The sequence below is a fragment of the Martelella radicis genome, from assembly GCF_014196625.1.
GTDB lineage: Bacteria > Pseudomonadota > Alphaproteobacteria > Rhizobiales > Rhizobiaceae > Martelella > Martelella radicis.
The window spans coordinates 146,085-172,198 of the sequence record NZ_JACIDZ010000006.1 but is presented as its reverse complement, the minus strand read 5'-3'; the positions used below and the strand labels follow the sequence as shown (position 1 = coordinate 172,198).

Genomic DNA, 26,114 nt, shown 5'->3' with positions numbered 1-26,114 from the left:
TCGGCTGACACTCATATATAACCGATGATTGGATTTTTCTTGCTATTGCAGCGTGGAATACATACTAATGTGGCTCAGGTGGAGATTTATGACGGGACGATTGCGCGCAAGGGCAGCCGGTCTCTTGTTGATTGGCGCCATATGGAGTGACGGATCACCCGCGTCCTTCCACCACCGAACAGAATATCTTCGCCGGTATACGTGTTTCTCAAAAATCGTTGCGGCGTAAGGGTCAATGCTCTTTGGGCACTCCCCTGAGGGCATATTCATCGCCTCTCCAAGAGAGGCCCGTTAATGTTGGTTTCGACTGGTTTCATATGAGAACGAAGCGTCAATTTCTTCCCTCGGCCTGCATGCCCCCACGCGGCGACAGACTGATTCGAGAAGCAGCCGCCCGCGTTTCGTTGCAACGGTCGAACGCAAATTCATCCGGCGCACCCGCAGGCAACCGTTTCCCAGACCGGACCAATGTCCGTTCGGAAACCGGTGAGCGACTGCGCCGAGGAGCTCACTATAAATGGCAGACAAAATGCTCATCGACGCCTCTCACGAAGAAGAGACGCGCGTCGTCGTTGTTCGTGGAAATCGCATAGAGGAGTTCGATTTCGAATCGCAGCACAAGAAGCAGCTGCGCGGCAACATCTATCTTGCAAAGGTCACGCGGGTCGAGCCCTCTCTCCAGGCCGCGTTTGTTGACTATGGCGGCAACCGCCATGGTTTTCTGGCCTTTTCGGAAATCCATCCCGATTACTACCAGATCCCGCTTGCCGATCGCGAAGCGCTTCTGAAGGAAGCGAGCGAGGATGATGACGGCGACGATGCCGACACCTCCATGACCGAGCCGGCGGAAGCCTCGGAACAGGCCGCCGATGCCGGTGGCAAGCCAAAGCCCCGCACCCGAAAGGGCCGGGCGAAGTCGCGCTCGAAGAAGGCCGAAGAGGCGACGCAGGAGCCGGAAAAGGCCGCAAGCGCGGACGCCCCGGCAGAGGCTGCCGACGCTTCCAGCACCGAAACGAATTCCGACGACACGTCAGAGGCAGAGGCGCCCGCCGAGGCTGCAGAAGCCACGGAGGAAACGGCGAAGCCCAAGCCCCGCAGGCGCCGCAAGCCCGCCGCCAAGAAGGCTGCGAAGGCCGAGGGCGAAACGGATGCGGCTACTGAGGGCAGCGGCGAGATGGCTTCCGAAGAAAACGGCACTGACGACGACGGCAAGGGCGGCCCGACCCATATGGCTGCCGAAGTCGACGCCGACACGATCTCCGAAGACGTCGACGATGACGATGACAGCGTCGAATCCGTCGGCGCCGAAGACGCGATGGAAGAGGTGCCGGACAACGGCCACCGCCGGATGCGCAAGCAGTACCGCATCCAGGAAGTGATCAAACGCCGGCAGATCCTGCTGGTCCAGGTTGCCAAGGAAGAGCGCGGCAACAAGGGCGCGGCGCTGACCACCTATCTCTCGCTCGCCGGCCGCTATTCGGTGCTGATGCCGAACACGGCGCGCGGCGGCGGCATTTCCCGCAAGATCACCAATCCGGCGGACCGCAAGCGTCTGAAGGAAGTGGCCAAGGGCCTCGAAGTGCCGCAGGGCATGGGCGTGATCCTGCGCACCGCCGGCGCCAACCGTACCAAGGCCGAGGTCAAGCGCGACTTCGAATATCTGATGCGGCTCTGGGAAAACGTCCGCTCCAAGACGCTGACATCGACGGCGCCCTGCCTCGTCTACGAGGAAGGCAGCCTGATCAAGCGTTCGATCCGCGACCTTTACAACAAGGACATCAGCGAGGTGATCGTTTCCGGTGACGAGGGTTACCGCGAGGCGAAGGACTTCATGAAGATGCTGATGCCGAGCCACGCCAAGGTGGTTCAGCGTTATCGCGATATCCACCCGATCTATTCGCGCTCCGGCATCGAGGCGCAGCTCGACCGCATGCTGCAGCCGCAGGTGACGCTGAAATCGGGCGGCTACCTGATCATCAACCAGACCGAGGCGCTCGTTGCCATCGACGTCAACTCCGGCCGGTCGACCCGTGAGCACTCGATCGAGGACACGGCGCTTCAGACCAATCTGGAAGCGGCGGAAGAAGTGGCGCGCCAGCTCCGGCTGCGTGACCTTGCCGGCCTTGTCGTCATCGACTTCATCGACATGGAGGAAAAGCGCAACAACCGCGCCGTCGAGAAGAAGCTGAAGGAATGTCTGAAAAACGACCGCGCCCGCATTCAGGTCGGCCGGATTTCACATTTCGGCCTTCTGGAAATGTCGCGCCAGCGCATCCGCGCCTCCGTTCTCGAATCCACGACCCAGGTCTGCAGCCATTGCGGCGGCACGGGCCACGTTCTGTCGCAGTCCTCCGTCGCGCTGCATGTCCTGCGCGGCGTCGAGGAATACCTGCTCAAGAACACCACGCACAACATCACCGTGCGCACCACGCCGGAGATCGCGCCCTATCTGCTCAACCAGAAGCGCAACACCGTCGTCGACTACGAGAAGCGGTTCGGCGTCGAGATTATCATCGAGTCCGATGGCGACCTCGAGAACAGTCATTTCGAGATCGACCGGCGCGATCCGGTCGAAAACCCGGTAAAGATCGAGGCGCTGTTCAACTTCGTTGACGAACCTGAGGAAGAGGTCGCGGATATCCCCGACACCGACGCCGATCAGGACGCCTCCGACAACGCGCCCGCAAACGAAGCCTCCGATGGCAATGGCGACGAGGAAGGCGGCCGCTCGCGCCGCAAGCGCCGCCGCCGTCGTGGCCGCAATGGCGGCCAGCAGAACGGAAGCAACGCGCAGAACGATCAGTCGCAGGACGACGACGACAGCGGTTCGGACGACAATACGCAGGATGTCTCCGCCGAGGACGACAGCGACAAGCCGCGCCGCAAACGCCGTCGCGGCAAGCGCGGCGGCCGCCGCAACCGCAGCGACGACAACGCGCAGCAGGAAGCCGCGGACAATTCTGCCGAAACGGCGAGCAAGGAAGACAAGCCTGCCGAGGCTTCTGCAGAGAGCGAGACCGAAGAAGCCGGCGACACTGCCCCTGAAAAGCAGGAAGCGGCTGCGGCCGAGACTGCCGTTACGCAAACCGTGACCGCCGAGCCGGAAGCGCAGGCTTCCGAGACGAAGGCCGAGGAGGCAGCGCTTCCCACGGAAGACGAGGCAATGGCCGAGATCGAAGGCCGCAAGCCGCGCCGCCGGCGCAAGCCAAAGGCTGAAAAGGTTGAAAAGACCGAGGCGGCAGCCGAAGAGGCCGAAGCAAAAAGCGAAGACGTGAAGGCCGAGGCAGAGCCTGCAGCCGAAACGGAGGCCGTTCAGGAAAAACAGCCTGCAGCCGAAGAAGCAGCAGAGGCCGGCGCGGAAGAAACGGTGGATGCCAACGCCGAAACCGACGCAACCGAAGAAGCGGCGGTGACCGAAGAGGCCCCCGCAAAGCGCTCCAATCGCGGCACGAATGTCGCCTCGTCGGAACCGGTGGTAACCTCGAACGGAGCCGAGAACGACGATGAGCCCGCCAAGCCGAAGCGTGGCTGGTGGCAGCGTCGCGGCTTCTTCTGAGCCGAAAGACAACTGTGAAACGATTGGCGCCGCCGTTTTTCTTTTGAAAACGGCGGCGTTTTCGTGGTCTCAGGTTCAGCGGTTGAGCGGCGGTCCGTCGAAAACATGACCGGCATACTGCGGCAGGTCATCCGCGATCCGGTGCCACGGCGCCTTTGAGCGCACGAAGATATGTTCGCCCGGACGGATGGTTGGAGCGCGGTCGAGTGTTCCCATCGCAACATGAACATACTCGCCGTCGCGCACGCGAGAAAAAAGCAGCGAGCCGCAGGCGGCGCAGCGCGCATCATGGTTGATCGCGTCTCCACAGAGCAGCAGCTCCGGTGGATCACAGGCGAGCTCGAACTTTCCTGCCTCAATGCCGGCAAAGGGCTTGAAGGCGGAACCTGTCGCCTTCTGGCAGTCGGTGCAGTGGCAAAACGCGGCATAGGCGAAGTCATCGGCCACGCGATAACGCGCCTTGCCACAAAGACAGCCTCCCGTCAGCATCATGCCCCCCCTCGATCCTATCGCTTCTGCGGCAACCAGTTGCCGATGCGCTCCACCGCCTGGCGGATCTCGGCCTCGGTTCCCGCATAGGAAAGCCTCAGATAGCGACCGCCCGTCAGCGGATCGAAATCCGCCCCGGGCGTTGCCGCGACGTCGATCTCGGCCAGCATCTTGCGCGAGAATGCCACGCTGTCGTTGGAATAGCCACTGACATCGACATAGGCATAGAAGGCACCGTCCATCGGCGAGACCACGGGAAGACCGATCTCCGGCAGCGCCTTGATCAGGAAATCGCGGTTGGCGCGGTAGATTGCGCGGTAGCCGTCGAGCTGCGGGCGGGCATCGAGGGCGGCTTCCGCGGCGATCTGCGACAATTCGGGTGCGCTGATATAGATATTCTGCGCCAGTTGTTCGAACACGCGGACAAGCTTCTCCGGCAGCACCATCCAGCCGACGCGCCAACCGGTCATGCAATAGTATTTGGAGAAGGAATTGATCACCACCGCCTCGTCGGTGAAGGACAGCGCCGTAGCCTCCTCGCCGGAGAATACAAGCCCGTGGTAGATCTCGTCGGAGATGAAGGCCGTGCCGCGCGCTTCGCACCAGTCGGCAAGCCGTTTCAGCGCAGCCCGGCCTGTAACCGTGCCCGTCGGGTTTGCGGGGCTTGCCAGCAGCACACCCTTGATCGTAACGCCCTCGGCGCGCTCCGCTTCCTCAAGCGCCTCTGGCGTCAGCGTGAATTCGTGCCGCTCGTTCGCCTCGACCTCGACAACCTTCAGATCGAGTGCCTTCAGGATATTGCGATAGGCGGGGTAGCCCGGCCGTGCGATCGCGACGGCATCGCCGGCATCAAACAGCGCCAGAAAGGCAAGGTTGAAACCCGCCGATGAGCCGGTTGTCACCGCGATGCGCGCCGGATTGACATCAACGCCCATGCGAGCCCGGTAGTCATTCGCGATCGCCTCGCGCAGGCTTTGAAGGCCGAAGGCGTCGGTATAGCCGAGATGGCCATGTTCGAGCGCCTCGCGCGCGGCCTCAAGCGCGCGGTCGGGCGCGGGGTGGGAAGGCTGGCCGACGGCGAGCGAAAGCACCGGACGTCCGGCCTTCTTCCGGCGATTCGCCTCCGCCAGGACATCCATGGCCAGAAATGAATCGATTTCGCTGCGTTTCGACGGCATTGCACTTCTTCCCTTCCAAGAGGCCCGCTTGGCGGGCGGTCCCCCGGGATTGAACCATTCCCGAGGCCGCTGCAATCCTTCCGATCAAAAAAACGGGATTTTGAGGTCTGCCCGCTGGAATTGCGGCCTTTGCTATGGACATCGCCGCCTTTTGCGCACAATTGGTTCCTAGCTGATATTCACGTGTCGTGCAGGAAGGGGAAATCATGTCATCAAAGGGAATGACGCTTGCGGTCGTTGCGATCTTCGCGACCGCTGTCGCGTCTGCCGCCGCCACAACCGCCGCCATCTACGGTTTCGCCTCACCGCAAGCTGAGGAGCAGGCCGCAGCGCCCGAAACCGACGATTTCGGCACGCGGGTGCATGATTACCTGGTCGCGAATCCGGAAGTGCTGCTCGATGTGCAGGCCGCCCTTCAGAGGAAGCAGGCGGAAGAGCAGCAGAAAGAGGCACAGGCCGCCATCGCCGCAAACCAGAACCTTATTTTCCAGCCGGAATTCGATGCCGTGCTCGGTAACCCGGATGGCGACATCACCATCGTCGAATTCTTCGACTATAATTGCGGCTATTGCCGTCGTGCGCTTTCCGATATGGACGAAATCATCGCCGATAATGACGATGTCCGTTTCATCCTGAAGGAAATTCCCGTCCTCGGACCGGAATCACAGGCCGCACAGCGCGTCTCCTATGCTTTCTTCAAGGTCGCCCCCGATCTTTATCCGGACTTCCACCGCGCCCTGATGGGTTCAGGCAACCGAGCGACGGATGAAAGCGCGCGCGCCGTAGCGGAGGCCTTCGGCGTGGACAACGCGCAGATCGACGCGGCGATGGCGGAATTTCCGCCGGAAGCGGCGCTTGAGGAGCATTTTGCCCTGGCAAACGCGGTTGGCGTGACGGGCACGCCCGCCTATATCGTCGGCGATACCATGCTGCACGGGGCAATCGGCGCCGACCGTATCCAGCAGGTCATCGACAATATCCGCGATTGCGGAAAGGGCACCTGCTCCTAAGGGTTTCTCAACCCAAGCGAAGCTTAACCAAGGCGTTTCATGGTCCGGTCTTTGGGCTTTTCCTGAAAGACCTGAACGTCTATAGGTGAATGCGAAACTGGAATTGACGGATGACACGCGTAATCTTTGTTCTGAACGGACCCAACCTCAATCTTCTGGGCAAACGCGAGCCGGGCATTTATGGCGCGCTGACCCTTGAATCGATTGAGGATGCATGTCGCAAGGAAGCCGAAACGCTCGGGTTTCGGGCCGACTGCCGCCAGAGCAATCACGAAGGCGTTCTTGTCGACTGGCTCCATGAAGCCAACGAGAAGGCTTGCGGCGTCGCCATCAATCCGGGTGCCTACGGGCACACATCCATTGCGCTTCACGACGCCATTCGCGCCATCAGCGTGCCTGTCGTGGAGCTTCACATTTCCAACATTCATGCCCGTGAGCCCTTTCGCCACAAGACGATGACGTCTGCGGCGGCGAAGGGGGTAATCTGTGGTTTCGGACAGGACAGTTACCTGCTGGCGCTTCGCGCGCTCGGGACGCTCACGGAATAAGAAGAACAAAGGAACACACCCATGGCAGATCAAAAGAAGGCAGTCGACGCAAAGCTGGTGCGCGAACTCGCCGTTATTCTCAACGAGACCGACCTCACCGAAATCGAGGTCGAGCAGGACGGCCTGCACATCCGCGTCGCGCGCGAAGTGACCGTCGCCCCGCAGCACGCCATGGCCTATGCGCCCGCACCGGCAGCACCCGCCGCCGCGCCGCAGCCGGCGGCGGCAGAAGCCCCGGCCGCAGCACCCGCCGCCAGCAATCTCGACCAGGCCGTCAAGGCCCCCATGGTCGGCACGGTCTACCTGGCCCCGGCCCCCGGCGCGCGCCCCTTCATCGAGGTTGGCGCCAATGTGAAGGAAGGCCAGACGCTTCTCATCATCGAGGCGATGAAGACGATGAACCAGATCCCCGCGCCCAAGAGTGGCAAGGTCACCCAGATTCTCGTCGACGACGCCCAGCCGGTCGAGTTCGATGAACCGCTTGTCGTGATCGAATAACGGGTCAGAGCGAATGTTTTCCAAAATCCTGATCGCCAACCGCGGCGAAATTGCGCTTCGCGTACAGCGCGCCTGCAAGGAGCTCGGCATCGCCACTGTTGCCGTGCACTCCACCGCAGACGCGAACGCGATGCATGTACGCCTTGCCGACGAGAGCGTGTGCATCGGCCCGCCCTCCTCGCGCGAGAGCTACCTCAACATCCATCAGATCGTTGCCGCCTGTGAGATCACCGGCGCCGACGCGGTCCATCCCGGCTACGGCTTTCTCTCCGAGAACGCCAAGTTCGCCGAGATCCTCGAGGCCCATGGCATCACCTTCATCGGCCCCACCAGCGAACATATCCGCATGATGGGCGACAAGATCACCGCCAAGACGACCGCTGAGAACCTCGGCATCCCGGTCGTCCCCGGCTCCGGCGGTTCGGTCGATACCGAAGAAGACGCCGTCAAGACGGCGGAAGAGATCGGCTATCCGGTGCTGATCAAGGCAACCGCCGGCGGCGGCGGGCGCGGCATGAAGCTTGCCCGCACCCCCGACGACCTGCTGGAAGCCTGGAGCACGGCCCGCGGCGAAGCGGCAGCCGCCTTCGGCAATGATTCGGTCTATATGGAGAAATATCTCGACAAGCCGCGTCATATCGAGGTTCAGGTCTTCGGCGACGGCGAAGGTGCGGCCATTCATCTGGGCGAACGCGACTGCTCGCTGCAGCGCCGCCACCAGAAGGTCTGGGAAGAAGCCAATTCGCCGGCGCTCAATGTCGAGCAGCGCATGCAGATCGGCGAGATCTGCGCCGATGCGATGCGCAAGATGAAGTATCGCGGCGCGGGCACGATCGAGTTTCTCTATGAAAATGGCGAGTTCTATTTCATCGAAATGAACACCCGTCTTCAGGTGGAGCATCCGATCACCGAGGCTATTACCGGCATCGACCTCGTGCATGAGCAGATCCGCGTCGCCGCCGGCGCCGGCCTTTCGGTCAGCCAGAAGGATATCTCCTTCTCCGGCCACGCGATCGAATGCCGCATCAATGCCGAGAACGCGGAGACCTTCCGCCCGTCGCCGGGCACGATCACACATTTCCATGCCCCCGGCGGGCTTGGCGTGCGCATCGATTCCGGCGTCTATCAGGGCTACCGGATACCGCCCTATTACGACAGCCTGATCGGCAAGCTCATCGTCCACGGTCGCACCCGTGTGGAATGCATGATGCGGCTCAAACGCGCGCTCGACGAGTTCGTGGTCGACGGCATTGACACGACGCTGCCGCTTTTTCAGGATCTGATTGCCAACCAGGATATCGCCAATGGCGATTATGACATCCATTGGCTGGAACACTATCTGGAAGACAAGGCAAAGTAGCTGAGAGGCCATGGAAAAGAACGCCGGAAAGAGCAGCAGGATCACCCCTGAATTGCTTTTGAATGCCTATAGCATCGGCCTCTTTCCCATGTCCGAATCGGCCGATGACACCGAGCTCTTCTGGGTCGAACCGGAAATTCGCGGCATCATCCCGCTGGATGCGCTTCACGTCTCCCACAGCCTGCGCAAATTCATGCGCAGGTCCCCTTACGAAATCCGCTTCAACCATGATTTCGAAGGCGTGATCGCCGCCTGCGCCCAGCCGGCCCCCGACCGGCCGCAGACATGGATCAATGACGAGATCCGCTCGCTCTACAAGTCCCTGCACGCCATGGGCCGCGCCCATTCGGTGGAGGCCTGGCAGGACGGCGAGCTCGTCGGCGGGCTTTACGGCGTCTCGCTGAAGGCGGCGTTTTTCGGCGAGAGCATGTTCTCGCGGCGCCCGAACGCCTCCAAGATCTGCCTCGTGCATCTGGTGGAACGCCTGCGCGCCAACAATTTCCTGCTGCTCGACACGCAGTTTACCACCGACCATCTGAAGACGATGGGCGCGATCGATATCCCCAAGGAAGAATATATGACGCTGCTGAACGCGGCGCTCGTCTGGCCTGATCAGCCGTTTCCGTGAGAAATGATCAGGCCTGCCGGTTATTGAACTCCGCAAGCCAGGGCTCGGCCGGATCAGGCGCGTCAATCGAAAGTCCCTCGCCCTTCAGCCAATCACCGAGGTAGCGGAAGAAATCGGCCGAGGTGTACTGCACCGGGCGATAGCGCGTGTTCCATTCACCCGGAACGAACTCGCCGTCGGAATTGCGCCTGCCGCCGCTCCAGTCGTCCCAAGGCGCCTGCTGGTTGATATGCGCGCCGATGCGTGAGTTGAGGATCACGCATTTGCCGACAGCCTCCAGCACGTCGAGAGAAATCGTGCCTTCCGGCGGGTGATCGAACTCGGAGGTTTCGGCAAGCCGCGTGCGGTAGCCTTCGATGTTGGGGATGCCGTAGGGCGAGGCCCGCACCGTCTGGAACCACTGCCGCCCAAGCGAAAAACTGCCCTGAAGCGCTGCCGCGCTGCCATCATGGATGAAGTCGCAATCATTGAAGACGATGCCATAGCGCGTATGCATGTTGGTCGAGGGGGCGACCACATAGGTGTGGTCGACGCGGCTTCCGAGCGAGCGGATCTCGCAAGCCTCGAAATAGGCGGTCGAACGGCCGAAGATGAAGTCGATGTCGCCCTCGACATGGCAGTGCGAATAATAGGAGCGCACGGTCATGCCCGGCACGCGGCCCTTGAAATAGAGCGTGTCCTGGAAGCTTGAAAAGCGCACATGGTCGAAATGGACGCGGTCGGCATTGTGCACCAGCGTCGCCACAGCCTGATGCCAGCCTTTGGCGAACTGGCCGGCCGCATTCTTCGGCCCGCCCTTGCCATCCTCGCACTTCGAGTTTTTGTCCGCCCTGTCGCAATTATAGGCGTTCCGGATGCTCAGGTTCTTCGCCTGAAAGCCGTCATTCTCGACGCGAAGCACGCAGGCGTTCTCGGTCGAAAGGCGGTCGAGCGCCGCATTGGCGCGGTAGATTTCCGCAATCACGGGCGCGTAATCATCAACCGCTTTCCCGAAGGTCGCCAGAAAATCAGCCCCGCTCATGCCCTGGTCGATATTGGCGCGGATCACCGTGTCCTGCGGCGCGCTGCCCGTTCCGAAAAGCGTGATCGCGACGGACCGATCGCCGACGGCGAGGCGCGGCACGATGACCGTCTCGTCGTAAATGCCGGGGCGGACGGCGATATAGATGCGGTCGCCCGTCTTGCCCGCGCCGGCATCACGGATGGCCTGGCTGACGGCCATCTGGACTGAGGAAAAGTCTCCGCCTTCTTTGGCGACGGTATAATCCGCCCGCACCTTGGCGCCGCCGGCCATGAAGGCATCGGCCTTCGGATCCCATGGGTCGATGCGCTCGGCCCCTGCGCGCCCGGTATATTTCAGGACTTCGAGATAATGGAATTTCTCGGCCTCGGCGGCGCTCAGTTGGGGACGCGCATCGGACATGGCGGGCCTTCGCAATATGTTCGGTGATCAGGGAGCGGGAATGCTTGCCTCGCTGACGCAATCGGTCAGCCAGACGTCATAGATCGGATCTTCCACGGCATTGAGCGCCGGCGAATCGGCAAACATCCAGCCGGAGAAGATGCGGGAGACTTCGTTCTGCAGCGACACCTTGTCGACCTGGACGAAGGCATCGACCTGCTGTTCCTCGGTCTCGTCACGCGAATAGCAGACGCGCGGCGTTACCTGCAGGCGGCCGAACTGCACCGTCTCGCCGACATAGGCATCGAATGTGTAGGTGCGGCCGGTAATCTTGTCGATGCCGCCGAAGACGGCGACCGGGTTTTCCACCCGCGCGGCAAGAGCCGGACCTGCGACAAGGCCCGTCGCCGCAAGGCCGAGCGACAGAGTGATGAGACGGCTCAATGCACGGAAATCCATGGATCATCCCTTGATAACAAAAAGCGCGACCGATGCCGCGCTTCATTTACAGACTGACACGAATGCCAGCCTACCGTCAGATTGCGGCAAAAACCTTACGCGCCCGGCGTCCAGGCGTCGTAATCGCCCGTTACCTTGTTGCGTTCGCCCTGAACGGCGAGCGAGCCCTTGGGGCGATAGGCAAGCGCGGTGCCCGTCTGGTTCGGATTATGCGGCTTTTCCCATTCGCGCGCCGTGTAGGCAGCCTTGGTCGGCGGCGTGTCGGTGCGGTGGTGCATCCAGCCGTGCCAGCCGGGCGGAATGGCGGAAGCATCGGCATAGCCATTGTAGACAACCCAGCGGCGCTTCAGGCCATAGGTCGACATGCCGCCTTCGTAGTAGACGTTTCCGAACTGATCCTCGCCGACCTTCTTGCCGAAGCGACGCGTGAACAGATCCGTGCCGATGGTCGAGCCGTTCCACCAGGTAAACATCTTCGCCAGAAAGCTTGCCATTCTCTTTCCTTACGTCTTGGACCGCGAACGCGGCCGATTTTCTAAACTCGTGTATGGCGCGTCATGGCGCGCTTGTCCAGAGCGGCAGGCCGCCTCAGGCGCCTTTCAGCTTCATTTTGAAGCCGAGATGGGACTGGGAGAAACCGAGCCGTTCATAGAAGCGATGGGCGTCCGTACGGCTCCGGTTCGACATCAGCTGCACCAGCCGGCAGTCCTCCACCCTCGCTTCCTCGATCGCCGCTTTGATCATCTTCGCCCCGATGCCGCGACTGCGCCAATCGGGGTGGGTCTGCACCGCTTCGACGGTCAACGTCGCGCCGCCGCGACCGGTCAGCGTCCGGGTATAGGAGGTCTGGAAGGTGCCGACGACCATGCCGTCAATCTCCGCCACATAGAGCGTGTCATTGGCCGAGGCGGCGATCGCGTCGAAGGCGGCGCGATAATCGCCATAGGCTTCAGGATCCGTGGTATCGCCGTGGCCGCCAAGGTCATCCGCGGCGAAGATTGCGATCAACGCCTCAAGATCGCCGGGCACGGCCTCGCGGATCACCAAGCCTTCGATGTCAGACACCGGGCAGGTCCTTTTCCATGCGTATTGCTGGAATGCCGGAGCCGGGTGCACCGCATTCATCGTGTCGCCCGACTTCTCGCATGCCATGTGCCTCGTAAAACCGGATGGCCGACGCGTTTTGCGGCAACACCTCAAGCGCCAACCGCTTCGCATTGGGAAAGCAGGTTTCGATCTCGGCAAAAAGCTGTTGGCCGATGCCCTGGCGCTGGCAGCCTGGAAGCACGTATAGTTGACTGAGATTGACGATCTCGGCGTTGTTCTTGTCAGGCGCGGCAAAGGCCATGCCGCCGATCATCGTTCCGCTGTCGGCCACAAGGAACTCACCGTGAGGTCGGCGAAGCCGCCGTAACACCGCCTCGTGCGAAAGCCAGCTGTTGACGATCGTCTCGACCTTCTCGGGTCCCAGAATCTCGTCATAGGTCGCGTGCCAGGTCTCGGAGAGCAGCGCGCAGACGGCCGGAATATCGGTTTCCATCGCTGTGCGGACGAAGAACAACAGGCTTACTCCGTAACGCCCAGCTTTTCCTTCACCAGCGCCTGCACGGCCTGCGGGTTGGCCTTGCCCTTGGACGCCTTCATCACCTGGCCGACAAACCAGCCGGCAAGCGAGGGCTTGTCCTTGACCTTTTCGGCCTGCTCCGGATTGGCGGCGATGATCTCGTCAACGATCTTCTCGATCGCGCCGGTATCCGTCACCTGCTTCATGCCGCGCTCTTCGACGATCTGCTTCGGATCGCCGCCCTCGTTCCAGACGATCTCGAACAGGTCCTTGGCGATCTTGCCGGAAATCACGCCGTCCTTGATCAGCGACAGGATCGCGCCAAGCTGTTCGGGCGAAACCGGGGTCTCGTCAATGCCCTTGCCCGCCTTGTTGAGCGCGCCGAGCAGATCGTTGATCACCCAGTTGGCGGCAACCTTCGCATCGGAAAGGCCGACGAGTTTTTCGTAGTAGTCGGAGACCGCCTTGTCGGAGACCAGAACCGAGGCATCATAGACGGAAAGACCGAGGTCGTTGACGAACCGCGCCTTCTTGTCGTCGGGCAGTTCCGGCAGGTCCTTGGCCAGTTCCGCGATGAAGGCATCGTCGAATTCGAGCGGCAGAAGGTCGGGGTCGGGGAAGTAGCGATAGTCATGCGCGTCTTCCTTGGAGCGCATCGACCGCGTCTCGCCCTTGACCGGATCGAACAACCGCGTTTCCTGATCGATCTCGCCGCCCTCTTCCAGGATATCGATCTGGCGACGCGCCTCGCTCTCGATCGCCATGCCGACGAAGCGGATGGAGTTGACGTTCTTGATCTCGCAGCGCGTGCCGAATTCGCCGCCGGGCTTGCGCACGGAGACGTTGACGTCGGCGCGCATCGAGCCTTCGTCCATATTGCCGTCGCAGGTGCCGAGATAGCGCACGATGGTTCTGAGCTTGGTCAGGAACGCCTTGGCCTCGTCGGCCGAGCGCATGTCGGGCTTGGAGACGATTTCCATCAGCGCCACGCCGGAGCGGTTCAGATCGACGAAGGACATCGCCGGATGCTGGTCATGCATCGATTTGCCGGCATCCTGTTCCAGGTGCAGGCGTTCGATGCCGACTTCGATATCCTCGAAATTGCCCTTCTTGTCCGGCCCGAGCGAAATGGTGATCGTGCCCTCACCGACGATCGGATCCTTGTACTGCGAGATCTGATAGCCCTGCGGCAGGTCCGGGTAGAAGTAGTTCTTGCGGTCGAAGATCGAACGCTTGTTGATCTTCGCCTTCAGCCCAAGACCGGTGCGCACCGCCTGCTTGACGCATTCCTCGTTGATAACGGGCAGCATGCCGGGCATGGCCGCGTCGACCAGCGAGACGTTGGCATTGGGCGCCTTGCCGAATTGCGTCGAGGAACCGGAGAAGAGCTTCGAATTGCTCGTGACCTGCGCATGCACCTCCATGCCGACAATGATTTCCCAGTCGCCGGTGACACCGGGCAACATGCGTTTGGGATCGGGCGTGCGGGTATCGACAATGGTCATGATCAGCTCATCGTTCATCTACGGAAACTTGTTCGTGAGGTAGAGCAAATGGGGGCAAGACGCAAGCGATAGGGTGCGCTGCCGCACGGCAAAAAACCTTGACCTTTCGCGCCGGCGGGCGTATTCCGTCGACGTCAACCTGGAGTTTGGATGTTTAACCGATCGGAATCCCGGTAAGGGCCCTGCCCGCTCTGCTTTGTTGAAGCAAGACGCGCGCAGCGGCCGGAAACCATGAGCCTCGCCGACGATCTCGTCAGCGGGAAACATGTTTTTGCGCGCCTTTTTGGCGCCAACCCGGATTTGACGATCATGGACATCTCGCGCAACGAACAGCGCATCCTGCACCTGCTCGCCCAGGGCGGCAGGATCGAACTGACACGCACCGCAACCCGCAAGATCGAGAAAGCCGATTGCTTCACCCGCGACGGCTGGCTCTATCCCGGTCTGGACCTCATCCTGTTTCGCAAGCTGAAGGCCAAACGCGCCATCCGCTCCAAAGGCGGCAGGCCCTACCAGATCACCGAGCGCGGTCTGCGGCTGGTCAGAAGCCAGCCTGACAACAAATGAAGGCGACGAACGGGAGGGGCGCAGCAGCGCTTCTCCCGCACGGTCGCGCGCCTATCGCATGGCCGCGATCTCCGCCTTCAGGCTCACATATTCATCCGCAAAGTCGCCCTGCGGAACCGGCTTTTTCGCGCGGCGATACCAGTAGCCGGCGTTCCAGCTATCACCCTCGATCCGGTGGCACAGCGCATGCGCCGCGTCATAAGGCATCTCGCCCTCATGCGCCTGGCAGATTTCGTGCACGCTTTCCCATTCAGGACCGATAACGAAGCCCGCTTCGGCAAGGCTTTCGAGCGCCTGCGCCAGAGCAGACAGACTGTGATCAGGCATAGGCTATCCCCGTTTTCAGAGCGGCAGCATATCAGCTTTGCCACTTCAGCGCACCAAAGTCGGAAGCAAGCCGGAACGAAAAAGACCCGGCACCCCTTTCGGAATGCCGGGCCGGTGCACCCAAAGCGTTCGCCGATTACTCGACGGAAAATTCCAGCGGCTTGGCCTGCTTGATGGCTTCATGGCCGAGCAGCTTGTCGAGCACTTCCGGGGTCGGCTGTTCGTCGACATAGAGAAGCGCGATCGCATCGCCGCCCTGATTGTCGCGGCCGAGCTGGAAGTTGGCGATGTTGACGCCGGCCTGGCCAAGGGTCGTGCCCATGAAACCGATCATGCCGGGAACGTCGGTGTTGGAGATGTAGACCATGTGGCGGCCGACATCGGCATCCATGTTGATGCCCTTGATCTGGATGAAGCGCGGCTTGCCGTCGGAGAACACCGTGCCGGCAACCGAACGGGTCTGCTTTTCCGTCGTGATCGTCAGCTTGATGTAGCCGTCATAGACGCCCGACTTGTCGCGGCGGGTCTCCTGCAGGATGATGCCCTTGTCCTTCAGCATGATCGGCGCGGACACCATGTTGACGTCGGCCACCAGCGGGCGCAGCAGGCCGGCGAGCAGAGCGCTCGTCAGCGCCGTGGTGTTCATCTGCGCGAAATTGCCGTCGTAGAGAACCTCGACTTCCTTGATCGGGTTTTCCGTGACCTGGCCGGCGAATTCGCCGAGGACTTCCGCCAGCTTGATCACCGGCTTCAGGCGCGGCGCTTCATCGGCCGAGATCGACGGCATGTTGATGGCGTTGGTGACGGCGCCCTTCAAGAGGTAATCCGACATCTGGTCGGCAACCTGCAGCGCCACGTTTTCCTGGGCTTCCGTGGTCGAAGCGCCGAGATGCGGCGTGCAGACGACGTTGTCGAGGCCGAAGAGCGGGCTCTCGGTGGCCGGTTCGGTTTCGAACACGTCAAAGCCGGCGCCGGCGACATGGCCGGACTTGATGGCTTCCGCAAGGGCAGCTTCATCGACCAGACCACCGCGTGCGCAGTTGATGATGCGAACGCCCTTCTTGGTCTTGGCCAGCGCCTCGGCGCCGATAATGCCGCGCGTCTTGTCCGTCATCGGAACATGCAGCGTGATGAAGTCGGCCTTGGAGAGAAGCTCGTCGAGATCGACCTTGGTGACGCCCATCTTCTCGGCCTTTTCCTGCGACAGGAAGGGGTCATAGGCAATCACGTTCATCTTCAGCCCGATGGCGCGGTCGCAGACGATCGAGCCGATATTGCCGGCGCCGATGACGCCGAGCGTCTTGCCGGTGATCTCAACGCCCATGAATTTCGACTTTTCCCATTTGCCGGCCTGGGTCGAGGCGTCGGCGGCCGGGATCTGGCGGGCAACGGCCAGCATCAGGGAGATGGCATGTTCGGCCGTCGTGATCGAGTTGCCGAAGGGCGTGTTCATGACGATGATGCCGCGGCGCGAGGCGGCCGGGATATCGACATTGTCGACGCCGATGCCGGCGCGGCCGATGACCTTGAGATTGGTCGCCGCTTCGATCAGCTTTTCGGTCGCCTTGGTGGCCGAACGGATCGCCAGACCATCATACTGGTTGATGATCTCGAGCAGCTTTTCCTTGTCCTTGCCGAGTTTCGGCTGGAAATCGACATCGATGCCGCGATCCTTGAAGATCTGGACGGCGGCTTCCGACAGGGCGTCGGATACGAGTACGCGAGGTGCCATGATGGCCTCCTTCAAAATGGGGTAATTGTCGGGAATGATGAGCCCGCGCCTCTCCGTCAAAGGCGGCGCGAGCCTTGTCAATTCGCCTCGCTTAAGCCGCGAGCTTGGCTTTTTCGGTTTTGAAGGCCCAGTCGAGCCAGCCCATCAGGGCTTCCATATCGGCGGTTTCCACCGTGGAACCGGCCCAGATGCGAAGACCGGACGGCGCATCGCGATAGGCGCCGATGTCATAGGCCACGCCTTCCTTGTCGAGCGCGGAGACGATCGCCTTGGCGAAGGCGGCCTGAGCCGCATCGTCAAGCTTGACGACGTCCGGATCGACGATCTTCAGGCAGACCGACGTATTGGAACGGGTCGCCGGGTCTTCGGCCAGGTTTTCGATCCAGTCGTTCTTCTCGACGAAATCGAAGATCACCTTGGCATTGGCATCGGCGCGGCCAACCAGTCCATCAAGGCCGCCAACCGTCTTGGCCCATTTCAGCGCATCGAGATAGTCCTCGACGCAAAGCATGGAGGGCGTGTTGATCGTCTCGCCTACGAAGATGCCTTCGATCAGCTTGCCGCCCTTGGTCATGCGGAAGATCTTCGGCAGCGGCCATGCGGGCGTATAGGTCTCGAGCCGCTGAACCGCACGCGGCGACAGGATCAGGATGCCGTGGCCGCCCTCGCCGCCCAGAACCTTCTGCCAGGAGAAGGTAACGACGTCGAGCTTGTTGAAGTCGACCTTCTGCGCAAACACCGCCGAGGTGGCGTCGCAGATGGTCAGGCCCTTGCGGTCGGCCGGAATGAAATCGGCATTGGGCACGCGCACGCCGGAGGTCGTGCCGTTCCAGGTGAAGACCACGTCATTGTCGAAATCGACAGTGGAAAGGTCGGGGAGTTGGCCATAGGGCGCTTCGATCTTGCGCGCATCCCTCAGCTTCAGCTGCTTGATAACATCGGTTACCCAGCCGGCGCCGAATGATTCCCATGCGAGCATGTCGACGCCGCGTTCGCCAAGCAGCGACCAGAGCGCCATTTCGACAGCGCCGGTGTCGGAAGCCGGCACGATGCCGATGCGATAGTCGCCCGGAACGTCGAGCACTTCGCGGGTCAGGTCGATAGCCTCTTTCAGCTTCGCCTTGCCGATTTTCGCGCGGTGGGAACGGCCAAGGGCAGCGTCGTTCAACGCTTCGGGCGTCCAACCGGGACGCTTTGCACAGGGGCCAGAAGAAAAGCGGGGATTGACCGGACGCACGTCCGGCTTGGTCGTATCTGTCATATCTCTACCCTTTCAGATAGTAGCCTCTCGTTGGGGAGAGGTGTCCCGCCGCCGGATATACGGGAGGCTTTGAAAATAGGCAAGGGAAAAGATGACCTGGTGATGACGGCGGGCTGAGATGTGCCTTTTGGGCCGCAGGGAGGCCCATGGCGCCCGGCAGGTCTGAGCATGCGGGCATTGAAACGGGCAGCGCGAAGCCGCCCGTTACCCTTGTTTTCACAAGCTTATTCCGGTGCGCCGAGCTCGTGGGCGGTCTCGTAGCCGTCCATCGACCAGGTCTTGATGCCGGTAGCGTCGAGGTCCTGCTTCATCAGGTCGACAAAGCGGATATCGCTGTTGTCGTAGGTGCGGAAGAAGAAACGCTTGTTGGCCGTATCAACCGCGGACGTCCACTGCGTGTAGTCGGAAACCGTGTTGCCGTGCTCGTCCTTCTCCTCGTCGCGTGCGACACCGCGCGGAATGTCGAAATTGTTGAGGATGTGGAAGGCCTGGAAGATCGCGTCATTGCCGGTCTCGCTCGGCTCCACGCCGTGCGAATAGATCGCTGCGCGCACGAATCGCGAGGGCGAGGTGAAATCGCCGGGCATGCCGAGCAGGCCCGTGCCCTGGCCCAGACCCTGGATCGTCACATCGCCAAGCTTTTGCGGCGGCACATTGTCAACGCCGAGATTGACGTAGTTCTGCAGATTGGTCATGTGCCAGTCGAAGGGCGGATTGTTGGTGAAGGTGCCGAGCGGATTATCGGTCACCTGCAATTTGCCGCCGACATATTCGATCACGATCGTCTCGCCGGAAGCATCGGTGACGACGAAGTGGACCGGCAGCACCATGTTGAACTGCTTGAAGATGACGGGCGCGACGACGATATCGGAAAGCGCCGCCTTAACCTCGTCGACCGTTGCGAAATTGTCGAGGATGTAAGAGCCAAGCTGCCAGGAGGCCATTGTCTTGCCGGCGTCTTCCGGCTTGTAGGGCTGGTATTCCGCCGCCTGGGCAAAATAGAACAGGCCCATGGAAAGCCCCTTCTCGTTCACGCCGTCAACCAGATAGGGCAGCCCCATGGGGTTCGCGCCGATGCTGGCATATTTGGCGCTCCAGCCCAGGCCGTTTTCGCCATCCGGCGTCTCTCCGGTGCGATCCGTGCCGCGCGGCACCAGAATGACGGAGGCGTCGAGGTCGACGTTGAACTCCATCGTGCGCGCACGCACCACATCGCCGTCCCCGGCTGTCAGCGTAATGCCCGTGCAGGCCTCGGCCACGGAAGCGGAAAACATGACGGAAGCCAATGCCGCCGCCATGAACGTCCTGCCCTTTGAAGAAAAGATTTTCATGAAACTTCATCCTTGCAATTGAGGCGATCCGATTGGTCCCGCCTTACCAAGGCGAAGCGTTTGAAGACGACGCGCCTGAAACCTCCCGGATCAGTGAAATCAATAGTTTGACAATCTTTTCCGCGTCAACGAACCAGAAGAGGTAGTCCCAATTTTGGTCTGGGCGGCGGATGCAGCCGGCGGGCCGCAATCGACTTGCGAACAAGGAGGCGACAGCGACCCTCTGGCGCTATAGGCCGAGCCGGCCCACAGCCCAGGCATAGCCGTCCTTCACGGCGTCGACGGGCGCGACAAGCACGGCCCGGACCTGCGCCTTGTCGGGCAGAACGGAGACGGCCTTGCCCAGGGCGCCGTCAGCCAGGATCAGCAGTCTGTTTCCATGCTGCGGCAAATGGTCCCGATCCCCGGGCTGCGTTTCGGCGACGAGCTTTTTCTGATCCTCGGGTATCCCCGCCACGGCCATGCCGCCGAGCGCGGCTTCAATCGGCTCATCCTCGGAGCGGCAAACCCCGATGACGCTCGCATATTCGGAATATTTGTAATGGCTGAGATCCCGCTCCAGCGCCTCGTCGCAAAGAGCGACGCTTTCATAGGTATCCGGCGAGGTATCGATATACTGGCACCGGGTCAGGCTGTCATCGCAGCCGAGAATGGTCACCACGATCAAAGCTGCTGCAGACATCTGCCAGTCCTCCTGCCTTAAAAACCCAAAAGCGCCGCAACGCAGGGCGATGATGCAATAGGAATATGGCCAGATTGGTCCGGCCGCAGCCGAACCAGCAAGACAAGCCGAAGGGAATGTGCCTGAGCGCGCTGCCGCTTCCGGCGATGCACAAGACCGTGACGCTACGCGCCAGTCGCGTGCCCGCGATCAGGTCGTGAGACGTCCGACCTTTTGGAAAATCTCAGGCGGCGTCGCGCACGTTGGAGATCACGTCAATGAGGCCGGAGACGACGCGCTCGACCTGAGCCGGATCGTCGCCTTCGGCCATGACGCGGATCAGGGGCTCGGTGCCTGACGGGCGGATGACCAGCCGGCCCCTGCCCTTCAGCTCCGCCTCGGCATCGGCGATCGCCTGCTTGACGCTGCTGTCTTCCAGCGGCACGGCGCCCGTCGAAATGCGGACATTGCGCAGAAGCTGAGGCACCGGATCGAACTTGCGGCAAACCTCGCTCACCGGCTTGCCCGCCCGCTTGACGGCGGCAAGGATCTGCAGCGCGGCCACCAGGCCGTCGCCGGTCGTGCCGAAATCGGAGAGCACGATATGGCCCGACTGTTCGCCGCCGACATTGTTGCCATGCTTGCGCATATATTCGACCACATAGCGGTCGCCAACCTTGGTGCGTACGAGATCGAGCCCCCTCGCATTCAGGTGGCGCTCGAGGCCGAGATTGGACATCACGGTCGCCACAAGGCCGTTGCCCTTGAGCTCGCCGTCATCGGCGAGATTGCCGACAATCACGGCCATCAACTGGTCGCCGTCGATGATATTGCCCTTCTCGTCGACAATGATCACCCGGTCGGCGTCGCCGTCGAGCGCGATGCCGATATCGGCGCGCACCTCGTGCACCTTCGCCTGCAGCGTCTTCGGATAGGTCGAGCCGCATTCCTTGTTGATGTTGAGGCCGTTCGGCTCGGTTCCGATCGTCACCACGTCGGCGCCCAGTTCCCATAGCGCGGTCGGCGCCGCCTTGTAGGCCGCGCCATTGGCGCAATCGACGACGACGCGCAAGCCATGCAACGTCACGTCGCGGGGAAGCGTCCGCTTGACGAATTCGATATAGCGGTAGATGTCGCCCTCGACGCGGCTGGCGCGGCCGATCTCGTTGGAGCGGGCAAGCTGGGAATAGAAATCGTCGCGATCGACAAGCGCCTCGATCCGGGCCTCGATCTCGTCCGACATCTTGTAGCCGTCCGGGCCGAAGAGCTTGATACCGTTATCAGCGAAGGGATTGTGCGAGGCGGAAATCATGACGCCGACATCGGCCCTGAGAGAACGCGTCAGCATGGCAACGGCCGGTGTCGGGATAGGACCCAGGAGATAGACGTTGAGGCCGGCGGCGGTAAAGCCCGCGACCAGCGCGTTTTCCAGCATGTAGCCCGAAAGCCGCGTGTCCTTGCCGATCACCACGCGGCGGGCGTGGTCGTTGCGGCGAAAGATCGTGCCGACCGCGATCCCGACCCGCATGGCGAGGTCAGGCGTCATCGGGAAGGTGTTGGACAGACCCCGAATACCGTCGGTTCCGAAATACTTGCGTGCCATGTCGTTCCTCGTCTGGGCCGCCGCCCTGGGCAACCGTCATCATCCTGCCAGCCTATCTAGATCGATCTCTTGGCAGAAATTCGTCGTCAAGGCACCTAAAATAACGTCAACAACGCTAACACGACGTTACCGGAGCGCGTGTCGCAGAGTTTCAGAAGGACGGCCGGGGGATCGTCGAGACAAAAAAACCGCCGGTCGGCGCCGGCGGTTCTTCCTATCAGTTCGGCTGGGGCTTGAAGCCGTCGCCTTCCGTGCCGTCCGAAGGCTTGCCCGAGGGGGCATCCTTCTTCGGCCCCATGGAGGGCACCGCCGAGCCGCGCGAGGGCGGGGTATCGTCGCCAAGGTCGCGCGAGGGCTTTTCGCCCTGCAGGATCGCCTTGATCTCGTCGCCGGAGAGCGTCTCGTATTCAAGAAGCCCCTCGGCAATGGCGACGAAGCCGTCGTGATTGTCCTTCAGGATATTCGTCGCCTCGATATAGGCCTCATCGATCAGGCGCCGCACTTCGGAATCGATCTTCTGGGCGGTCGATTCGGAGACGGTCTTGCTCTGCGACACCGAATGGCCAAGGAAGACCTCCTGCTGGTTCTCGCCATAGGAGACCTGGCCGAGCTCGTCGGAAAAGCCCCATTGCGTCACCATCGCCCGCGCAAGCTTGGTCGCCTGCTCGATATCGGATGAAGCACCGGAGGTGATGTTGTCCTTGCCGAAGGTGATTTCCTCGGCAACGCGCCCGCCCATCATGATCGCGAGCCGCGAGATCATCCACTTGTAGCTCATGGAATAGCGGTCGCCCTCCGGCAGCTGCATCACCATGCCAAGTGCACGGCCGCGCGGAATGATCGTCGCCTTGTGGACGGGATCAGCCACCGGCACCTTCAGCGCAACGATCGCATGACCGGCTTCGTGATAGGCCGTCAGCTTCTTCTCCGCCTCGGTCATCGCGGTGGAGCGCCGCTCGGCGCCCATCATGATCTTGTCCTTGGCGTCCTCGAACTCGGCCATGGTGACAAGGCGCTTGTTGCGCCGCGCCGCCATCAGCGCCGCCTCGTTGACGAGGTTCATCAGGTCCGCGCCGGAAAAACCAGGGGTGCCGCGTGCGACGACCTTGAGATCGACATTGGGTGCCAACGGCGTGTTGCGGGCGTGAACCTTGAGAATGCGCTCGCGGCCGACAATGTCCGGGTTCGGCACCACGACCTGACGGTCGAAACGGCCGGGACGCAGAAGCGCCGGGTCAAGAACGTCGGGACGGTTGGTCGCCGCGATCAGGATGATACCCTCATTGGCCTCGAAGCCGTCCATCTCCACCAGAAGCTGGTTCAGCGTCTGCTCGCGTTCGTCATTGCCGCCGCCGAGACCGGCGCCGCGATGACGGCCGACCGCGTCGATTTCGTCGATGAAGATGATGCAGGGGGCGTTCTTCTTGGCCTGCTCGAACATGTCGCGCACGCGGGATGCGCCGACGCCGACGAACATTTCAACGAAGTCGGAACCGGAAATGGTGAAGAACGGCACATTGGCCTCGCCGGCGACCGAGCGCGCCAGAAGCGTCTTACCCGTGCCGGGCGGGCCGACGAGCAGGACGCCGCGCGGAATACGACCGCCGAGACGCTGGAATTTCTGCGGGTCGCGCAGGAATTCAACGATCTCTTCCAGATCCTGCTTGGCCTCGTCAACGCCGGCGACATCGTCAAAGGTCACGCGGCCATGGGCCTCCGTCAGAAGCTTGGCCTTGGACTTGCCGAAGCCCATCGCGCCGCGCGAACCGCCCTGCATCTGGCGCATGAAGAACAGCCAGACGCCGAGGATCAACAGCATGGGCAGAAGCGTGCCGACATAGCTCAGGATACCGCCCGAACCATCGCTGACGGGCTTGGCCGTGACGTCGACATTGTTGTTCTCGAGCTTGGTGAGCAGGTTGTCGTCGATGACCGGGGCATAGGTGTGGAAGGGCGACCCGCCACTCGTGTAAGTGCCGGTGATGTTGTTGCCGGTGATGGTCACTTCCTTGACCCTGCCGGATTCAACACTGGTCACGAATTGCGAATAGGCCACCTGGTTGCCGGTGTTCTGCGACGGCGTCGACTGGAACATGCTGAACAGCGCGACCAGCAGCAACGCGATTATGGCCCACAGCGCAATATTGCGTAGGTTTGGGTTCATTAAACTCCCCGAAATCATATTTCCGGCACGTCAGAATGCCGCTGAATTACGCCTAACATAGGGTCGGTGCCATGTCTTGCCAAGACAAGCCCGTCCCAAGATTCATTTTCTCAACGCAAATAGGCCGAAGCCGGATCAGGATAGGCCGGGCGCGCGAAAGCCTCCGCCAGAGTATTGGCCAGCGCCAGATCGAAACCCGGCAGGAACCGGTCGAACGGCGCCAGGAACGGAGCGGCGGAAATGTCAGCGACCGCAGGCAGGACGGGACGGACCGCGCCTGCAAGCCGCGCAAGACGACGCGGCAGGCCGGCGGCATCGCATAAGCTCTCCGCACCAGCGCCGGCAGGGCGGATGTGCAGCGGTTCGCACGCGCGGTTTTCGATTCGAAAACGTCCATCCCAGACCGCGCTATCTCCTGGCGCGACCTCGGCTTCCGACAGTTCACGCGCTTCACGCAGGATGAAGAGCGAATGCCGATGCTTCTCGAACAGGCAGCGCCCGGTCGTCATGCGCGCGCCATGGGGCGCGGAACACAGCGCCGACACCCGGTCGAGCGCCGCGCCGCCCGGACCATAGGCGAGCCCGCCAAGCGCGGACACCAGCACATTGAGAAGATAGCGCGCCGGAGCGTGATCATCGGCAAGCCGCCCCGCATCGATCTCGGCGACTAGGCCGTCATGAAGCGTAACAGCCTCGGCAAAAAGCGCTGCGGCTCCGAGCGACAGGGCTACTCGCGCCCGCGCGGCATCTTCCGCCTCGTCGGCCAGCGCCTCGACGCGGTTGCGCACCATTTGGCGCATGCGCACGCGCTCGAAACGGGTGTCGTCATTGCTCGGATCATCAATCCAGGCGAGACCGCGCGCTTCAAGGAAATCCCGGATCGCCTCACGCCGGATGCGCAAGAACGGGCGCACGGCCCAGCTCGTCGCCGCGATCAGCGTCCGCCCGGCCATGCCGCTTGCGAGCGCGGTTCCGTTGCGCGCACGGCGCATGGCGAGGGTCTCGGCCTGATCCTCCATCGTATGGGCAAGCACAATGGCATCAGCGCCGATGCGCCCTGCCTCGTCGCAGAGCAGTCGATAACGGGCGTTACGGGCCGCGGCCATCAGTCCCGAGCCCGGCTTCTCCCCCTCCCATCGCAGTGTCCGGTGAGCAATGCCGCGCCGCGCGCAGAACGTCGCGACCCATGCCGCCTCCTCGGCTGCCGCCGGGCGCAGGCCGTGGTCAACGGTTGCCGCCGACAGCCTGACGTCGTCTCGGCCCGAAGCAAGACGCATCTCATCCAGCGCCGTCAGCAGGCCGATCGAATCGCCGCCGCCGGAAACGGCAACGAGGAGATGGCAATCTTTCTTGAGCGAAAGCAGGAATTGCCGTGAAGCGGTCTCGACCGCGCGGGCATCGGAGGAAACGGCGGCCGGGGCCGGCGTCAGCATCCGTTGGCCGTCAGTTCCGCGCTTGCCTTGTCGAGAACCGCCCGGGCGGCGTCCGGATAACGCGTGGGCACTTCGGCGAAGGTGGCGCAGGCGGCATCCTTGTTGTCCATGCCGGCCAGCGACTGACCGAGCTTCAGCAGCATTTCCGGGGCCTTGTCGGAGGTGCCATAGGCCTTGTAGGCGTTCAGGAAGGTCTTGGCGGCCTCGTTGTATTTCTGTTGCGCCAGCATCGATTCGCCGAGCCAGAAGCTCGCATCGGGAATAAGCGGACTGTTCGGATAGCTCAGCACGAATTCGCCGAAAGCATCCTCGGCCTGCTGGTAGTCGCCGGAAAGGATGAGGTTGTAGGCGACATTGTAGAAGGCGGCGTCATCGCCGCCGCCTTCCGCGCCTTCCGGCAGGTCGGGCGAGACGTCGCCGGGCATGGTGGCGTCATTCATGGCGCTGTCGGGCATGGGCGGCGGGTTGTCGATCGACGCCGTTTCATTGTCCGGCCCGCTGCCCGATGAAGGCGGCGCGGCCATGCCGCTTTCCAGGTCCTGCAGGCGGAACTCCATGTCCTCCTGCAACTTGCGGATCCGTTCCTCCATTTGCAGAAGCTGGAAGCTCAAATCCTCGACCTGGCCGTTGAGGTTCCGGACCTGCTCCTCAAGCTGCATGATCCGCATGGCGGGGTCGGTTGCCTGAACCTGAACCACCTGACCTTGTCCGCCGCCGGTTGTCGGAAACAGCGACAGGCCGGCTGCCGAGGCGCTTGCCTGCATGCCGAGGACGGCGGAGCCTGCAAGCAGACACAAAATTGCTTTTCTCATGATCCCTTTCCCAAAAACTGTCCCTG

Annotated in this window: 24 protein-coding genes; 7 read left to right on the top strand and 17 right to left on the bottom strand. The window is 62.0% G+C overall.

Features of this window, described 5'->3' with window-relative positions; all coding sequences use genetic code 11:
* Nucleotides 1-517: 517 nt before the first annotated feature.
* Nucleotides 518-3,556: an Rne/Rng family ribonuclease gene (locus GGR30_RS10880; RefSeq protein WP_183486121.1), complete on the top strand. Its 3,039-nt coding sequence runs from the start codon at nt 518-520 to the stop codon at nt 3,554-3,556.
* A gap of 75 nt (nt 3,557-3,631) precedes the next feature.
* Here GGR30_RS10880 and GGR30_RS10875 read toward each other — a convergent pair whose 3' ends face one another.
* Both GGR30_RS10875 and GGR30_RS10870 read right to left on the bottom strand, forming a co-directional pair.
* Nucleotides 3,632-4,048 (bottom strand): GFA family protein, encoded by a 417-nt coding sequence (locus GGR30_RS10875; protein WP_183486120.1) that lies wholly within the window; start codon nt 4,046-4,048, stop codon nt 3,632-3,634.
* 14 nt (nt 4,049-4,062) lie between these two features.
* Complete coding sequence (locus GGR30_RS10870; protein ID WP_183486119.1) at nt 4,063-5,223, bottom strand: pyridoxal phosphate-dependent aminotransferase; 1,161 nt, start codon at nt 5,221-5,223, stop codon at nt 4,063-4,065.
* 206 nt (nt 5,224-5,429) lie between these two features.
* Here GGR30_RS10870 and GGR30_RS10865 point away from each other — a divergent pair, with 206 nt between their 5' ends.
* From GGR30_RS10865 to aat, 5 genes are all read left to right on the top strand, one after another.
* Nucleotides 5,430-6,233 carry a DsbA family protein gene (locus GGR30_RS10865; RefSeq protein ID WP_183486117.1) on the top strand — a complete coding sequence of 268 codons (804 nt, stop codon included), beginning with the start codon at nt 5,430-5,432 and terminating at the stop codon, nt 6,231-6,233.
* A 110-nt stretch (nt 6,234-6,343) separates the two neighbouring features.
* Entirely contained in the window at nt 6,344-6,781 is a 438-nt protein-coding gene (gene aroQ, locus GGR30_RS10860) for a type II 3-dehydroquinate dehydratase (RefSeq protein WP_183486115.1), read from the top strand.
* A 21-nt stretch (nt 6,782-6,802) separates the two neighbouring features.
* Nucleotides 6,803-7,279 carry an acetyl-CoA carboxylase biotin carboxyl carrier protein gene (accB, locus tag GGR30_RS10855; protein WP_183486113.1) on the top strand — a complete coding sequence of 159 codons (477 nt, stop codon included), beginning with the start codon at nt 6,803-6,805 and terminating at the stop codon, nt 7,277-7,279.
* 13 nt (nt 7,280-7,292) lie between these two features.
* Nucleotides 7,293-8,639: an acetyl-CoA carboxylase biotin carboxylase subunit gene (accC, locus tag GGR30_RS10850; RefSeq protein ID WP_183486111.1), complete on the top strand. Its 1,347-nt coding sequence runs from the start codon at nt 7,293-7,295 to the stop codon at nt 8,637-8,639.
* A 10-nt stretch (nt 8,640-8,649) separates the two neighbouring features.
* Nucleotides 8,650-9,267, top strand: a complete 618-nt coding sequence (aat, locus tag GGR30_RS10845; RefSeq protein ID WP_183486109.1) for a leucyl/phenylalanyl-tRNA--protein transferase — start codon at nt 8,650-8,652, stop codon at nt 9,265-9,267.
* A 7-nt stretch (nt 9,268-9,274) separates the two neighbouring features.
* On the opposite strand, the gene GGR30_RS10840 is transcribed toward aat, so the two are convergent.
* The 6 genes from GGR30_RS10840 to gatB form a co-directional block, all read right to left on the bottom strand.
* Nucleotides 9,275-10,690, bottom strand: a complete 1,416-nt coding sequence (locus tag GGR30_RS10840) for a pectinesterase family protein (RefSeq protein ID WP_183486107.1) — start codon at nt 10,688-10,690, stop codon at nt 9,275-9,277.
* Nucleotides 10,691-10,717: 27 nt separating this feature from the next.
* On the bottom strand, nt 10,718-11,128 hold the full coding sequence (locus GGR30_RS10835) for a DUF2155 domain-containing protein (RefSeq protein WP_183486105.1): 411 nt from the start codon (nt 11,126-11,128) through the stop codon (nt 10,718-10,720).
* 95 nt (nt 11,129-11,223) lie between these two features.
* Complete coding sequence (locus GGR30_RS10830) at nt 11,224-11,622, bottom strand: NADH:ubiquinone oxidoreductase subunit NDUFA12 (protein WP_183486103.1); 399 nt, start codon at nt 11,620-11,622, stop codon at nt 11,224-11,226.
* 94 nt (nt 11,623-11,716) lie between these two features.
* Complete coding sequence (locus GGR30_RS10825) at nt 11,717-12,184, bottom strand: GNAT family N-acetyltransferase (protein ID WP_343066495.1); 468 nt, start codon at nt 12,182-12,184, stop codon at nt 11,717-11,719.
* A gap of 1 nt (nt 12,185) precedes the next feature.
* Nucleotides 12,186-12,689: a GNAT family N-acetyltransferase gene (locus tag GGR30_RS10820; RefSeq protein WP_183486099.1), complete on the bottom strand. Its 504-nt coding sequence runs from the start codon at nt 12,687-12,689 to the stop codon at nt 12,186-12,188.
* Between the two features lie 5 nt (nt 12,690-12,694).
* On the bottom strand, nt 12,695-14,197 hold the full coding sequence (gene gatB / locus GGR30_RS10815; protein ID WP_183486283.1) for an Asp-tRNA(Asn)/Glu-tRNA(Gln) amidotransferase subunit GatB: 1,503 nt from the start codon (nt 14,195-14,197) through the stop codon (nt 12,695-12,697).
* Nucleotides 14,198-14,506: 309 nt separating this feature from the next.
* Between gatB and GGR30_RS10810 the strand changes: the two genes are divergently transcribed.
* Nucleotides 14,507-14,764 (top strand): YjhX family toxin, encoded by a 258-nt coding sequence (locus GGR30_RS10810; protein ID WP_183486281.1) that lies wholly within the window; start codon nt 14,507-14,509, stop codon nt 14,762-14,764.
* Nucleotides 14,765-14,815: 51 nt separating this feature from the next.
* Here the strand turns inward: GGR30_RS10810 and GGR30_RS10805 are convergent, their stop codons facing one another.
* From GGR30_RS10805 to ybgF, 9 genes are all read right to left on the bottom strand, one after another.
* Nucleotides 14,816-15,091, bottom strand: a complete 276-nt coding sequence (locus GGR30_RS10805) for a hypothetical protein (RefSeq protein WP_183486097.1) — start codon at nt 15,089-15,091, stop codon at nt 14,816-14,818.
* A gap of 136 nt (nt 15,092-15,227) precedes the next feature.
* The gene (gene serA, locus GGR30_RS10800) at nt 15,228-16,823 is read right to left on the bottom strand and encodes a phosphoglycerate dehydrogenase (protein WP_183486095.1); all 1,596 of its coding nucleotides are present in this window, start codon (nt 16,821-16,823) and stop codon (nt 15,228-15,230) included.
* A 91-nt stretch (nt 16,824-16,914) separates the two neighbouring features.
* On the bottom strand, nt 16,915-18,084 hold the full coding sequence (locus tag GGR30_RS10795; protein ID WP_183486094.1) for a phosphoserine transaminase: 1,170 nt from the start codon (nt 18,082-18,084) through the stop codon (nt 16,915-16,917).
* A 224-nt stretch (nt 18,085-18,308) separates the two neighbouring features.
* Nucleotides 18,309-19,415 carry a linear amide C-N hydrolase gene (locus GGR30_RS10790; protein WP_183486092.1) on the bottom strand — a complete coding sequence of 369 codons (1,107 nt, stop codon included), beginning with the start codon at nt 19,413-19,415 and terminating at the stop codon, nt 18,309-18,311.
* Nucleotides 19,416-19,644: 229 nt separating this feature from the next.
* Nucleotides 19,645-20,097 (bottom strand): hypothetical protein, encoded by a 453-nt coding sequence (locus GGR30_RS10785; protein WP_183486090.1) that lies wholly within the window; start codon nt 20,095-20,097, stop codon nt 19,645-19,647.
* A 223-nt stretch (nt 20,098-20,320) separates the two neighbouring features.
* Nucleotides 20,321-21,679, bottom strand: a complete 1,359-nt coding sequence (glmM, locus tag GGR30_RS10780) for a phosphoglucosamine mutase (protein ID WP_183486088.1) — start codon at nt 21,677-21,679, stop codon at nt 20,321-20,323.
* A 217-nt stretch (nt 21,680-21,896) separates the two neighbouring features.
* The gene (ftsH, locus tag GGR30_RS10775; protein ID WP_183486086.1) at nt 21,897-23,843 is read right to left on the bottom strand and encodes an ATP-dependent zinc metalloprotease FtsH; all 1,947 of its coding nucleotides are present in this window, start codon (nt 23,841-23,843) and stop codon (nt 21,897-21,899) included.
* Between the two features lie 110 nt (nt 23,844-23,953).
* Complete coding sequence (gene tilS, locus GGR30_RS10770) at nt 23,954-25,276, bottom strand: tRNA lysidine(34) synthetase TilS (RefSeq protein ID WP_183486084.1); 1,323 nt, start codon at nt 25,274-25,276, stop codon at nt 23,954-23,956.
* A complete protein-coding gene (gene ybgF / locus GGR30_RS10765) occupies nt 25,270-26,088 on the bottom strand; it encodes a tol-pal system protein YbgF (RefSeq protein ID WP_183486082.1) in 819 nt (272 codons plus the stop codon). Before ybgF ends, tilS begins: the two co-directional genes overlap by 7 nt.
* Nucleotides 26,089-26,114: the final 26 nt, after the last annotated feature.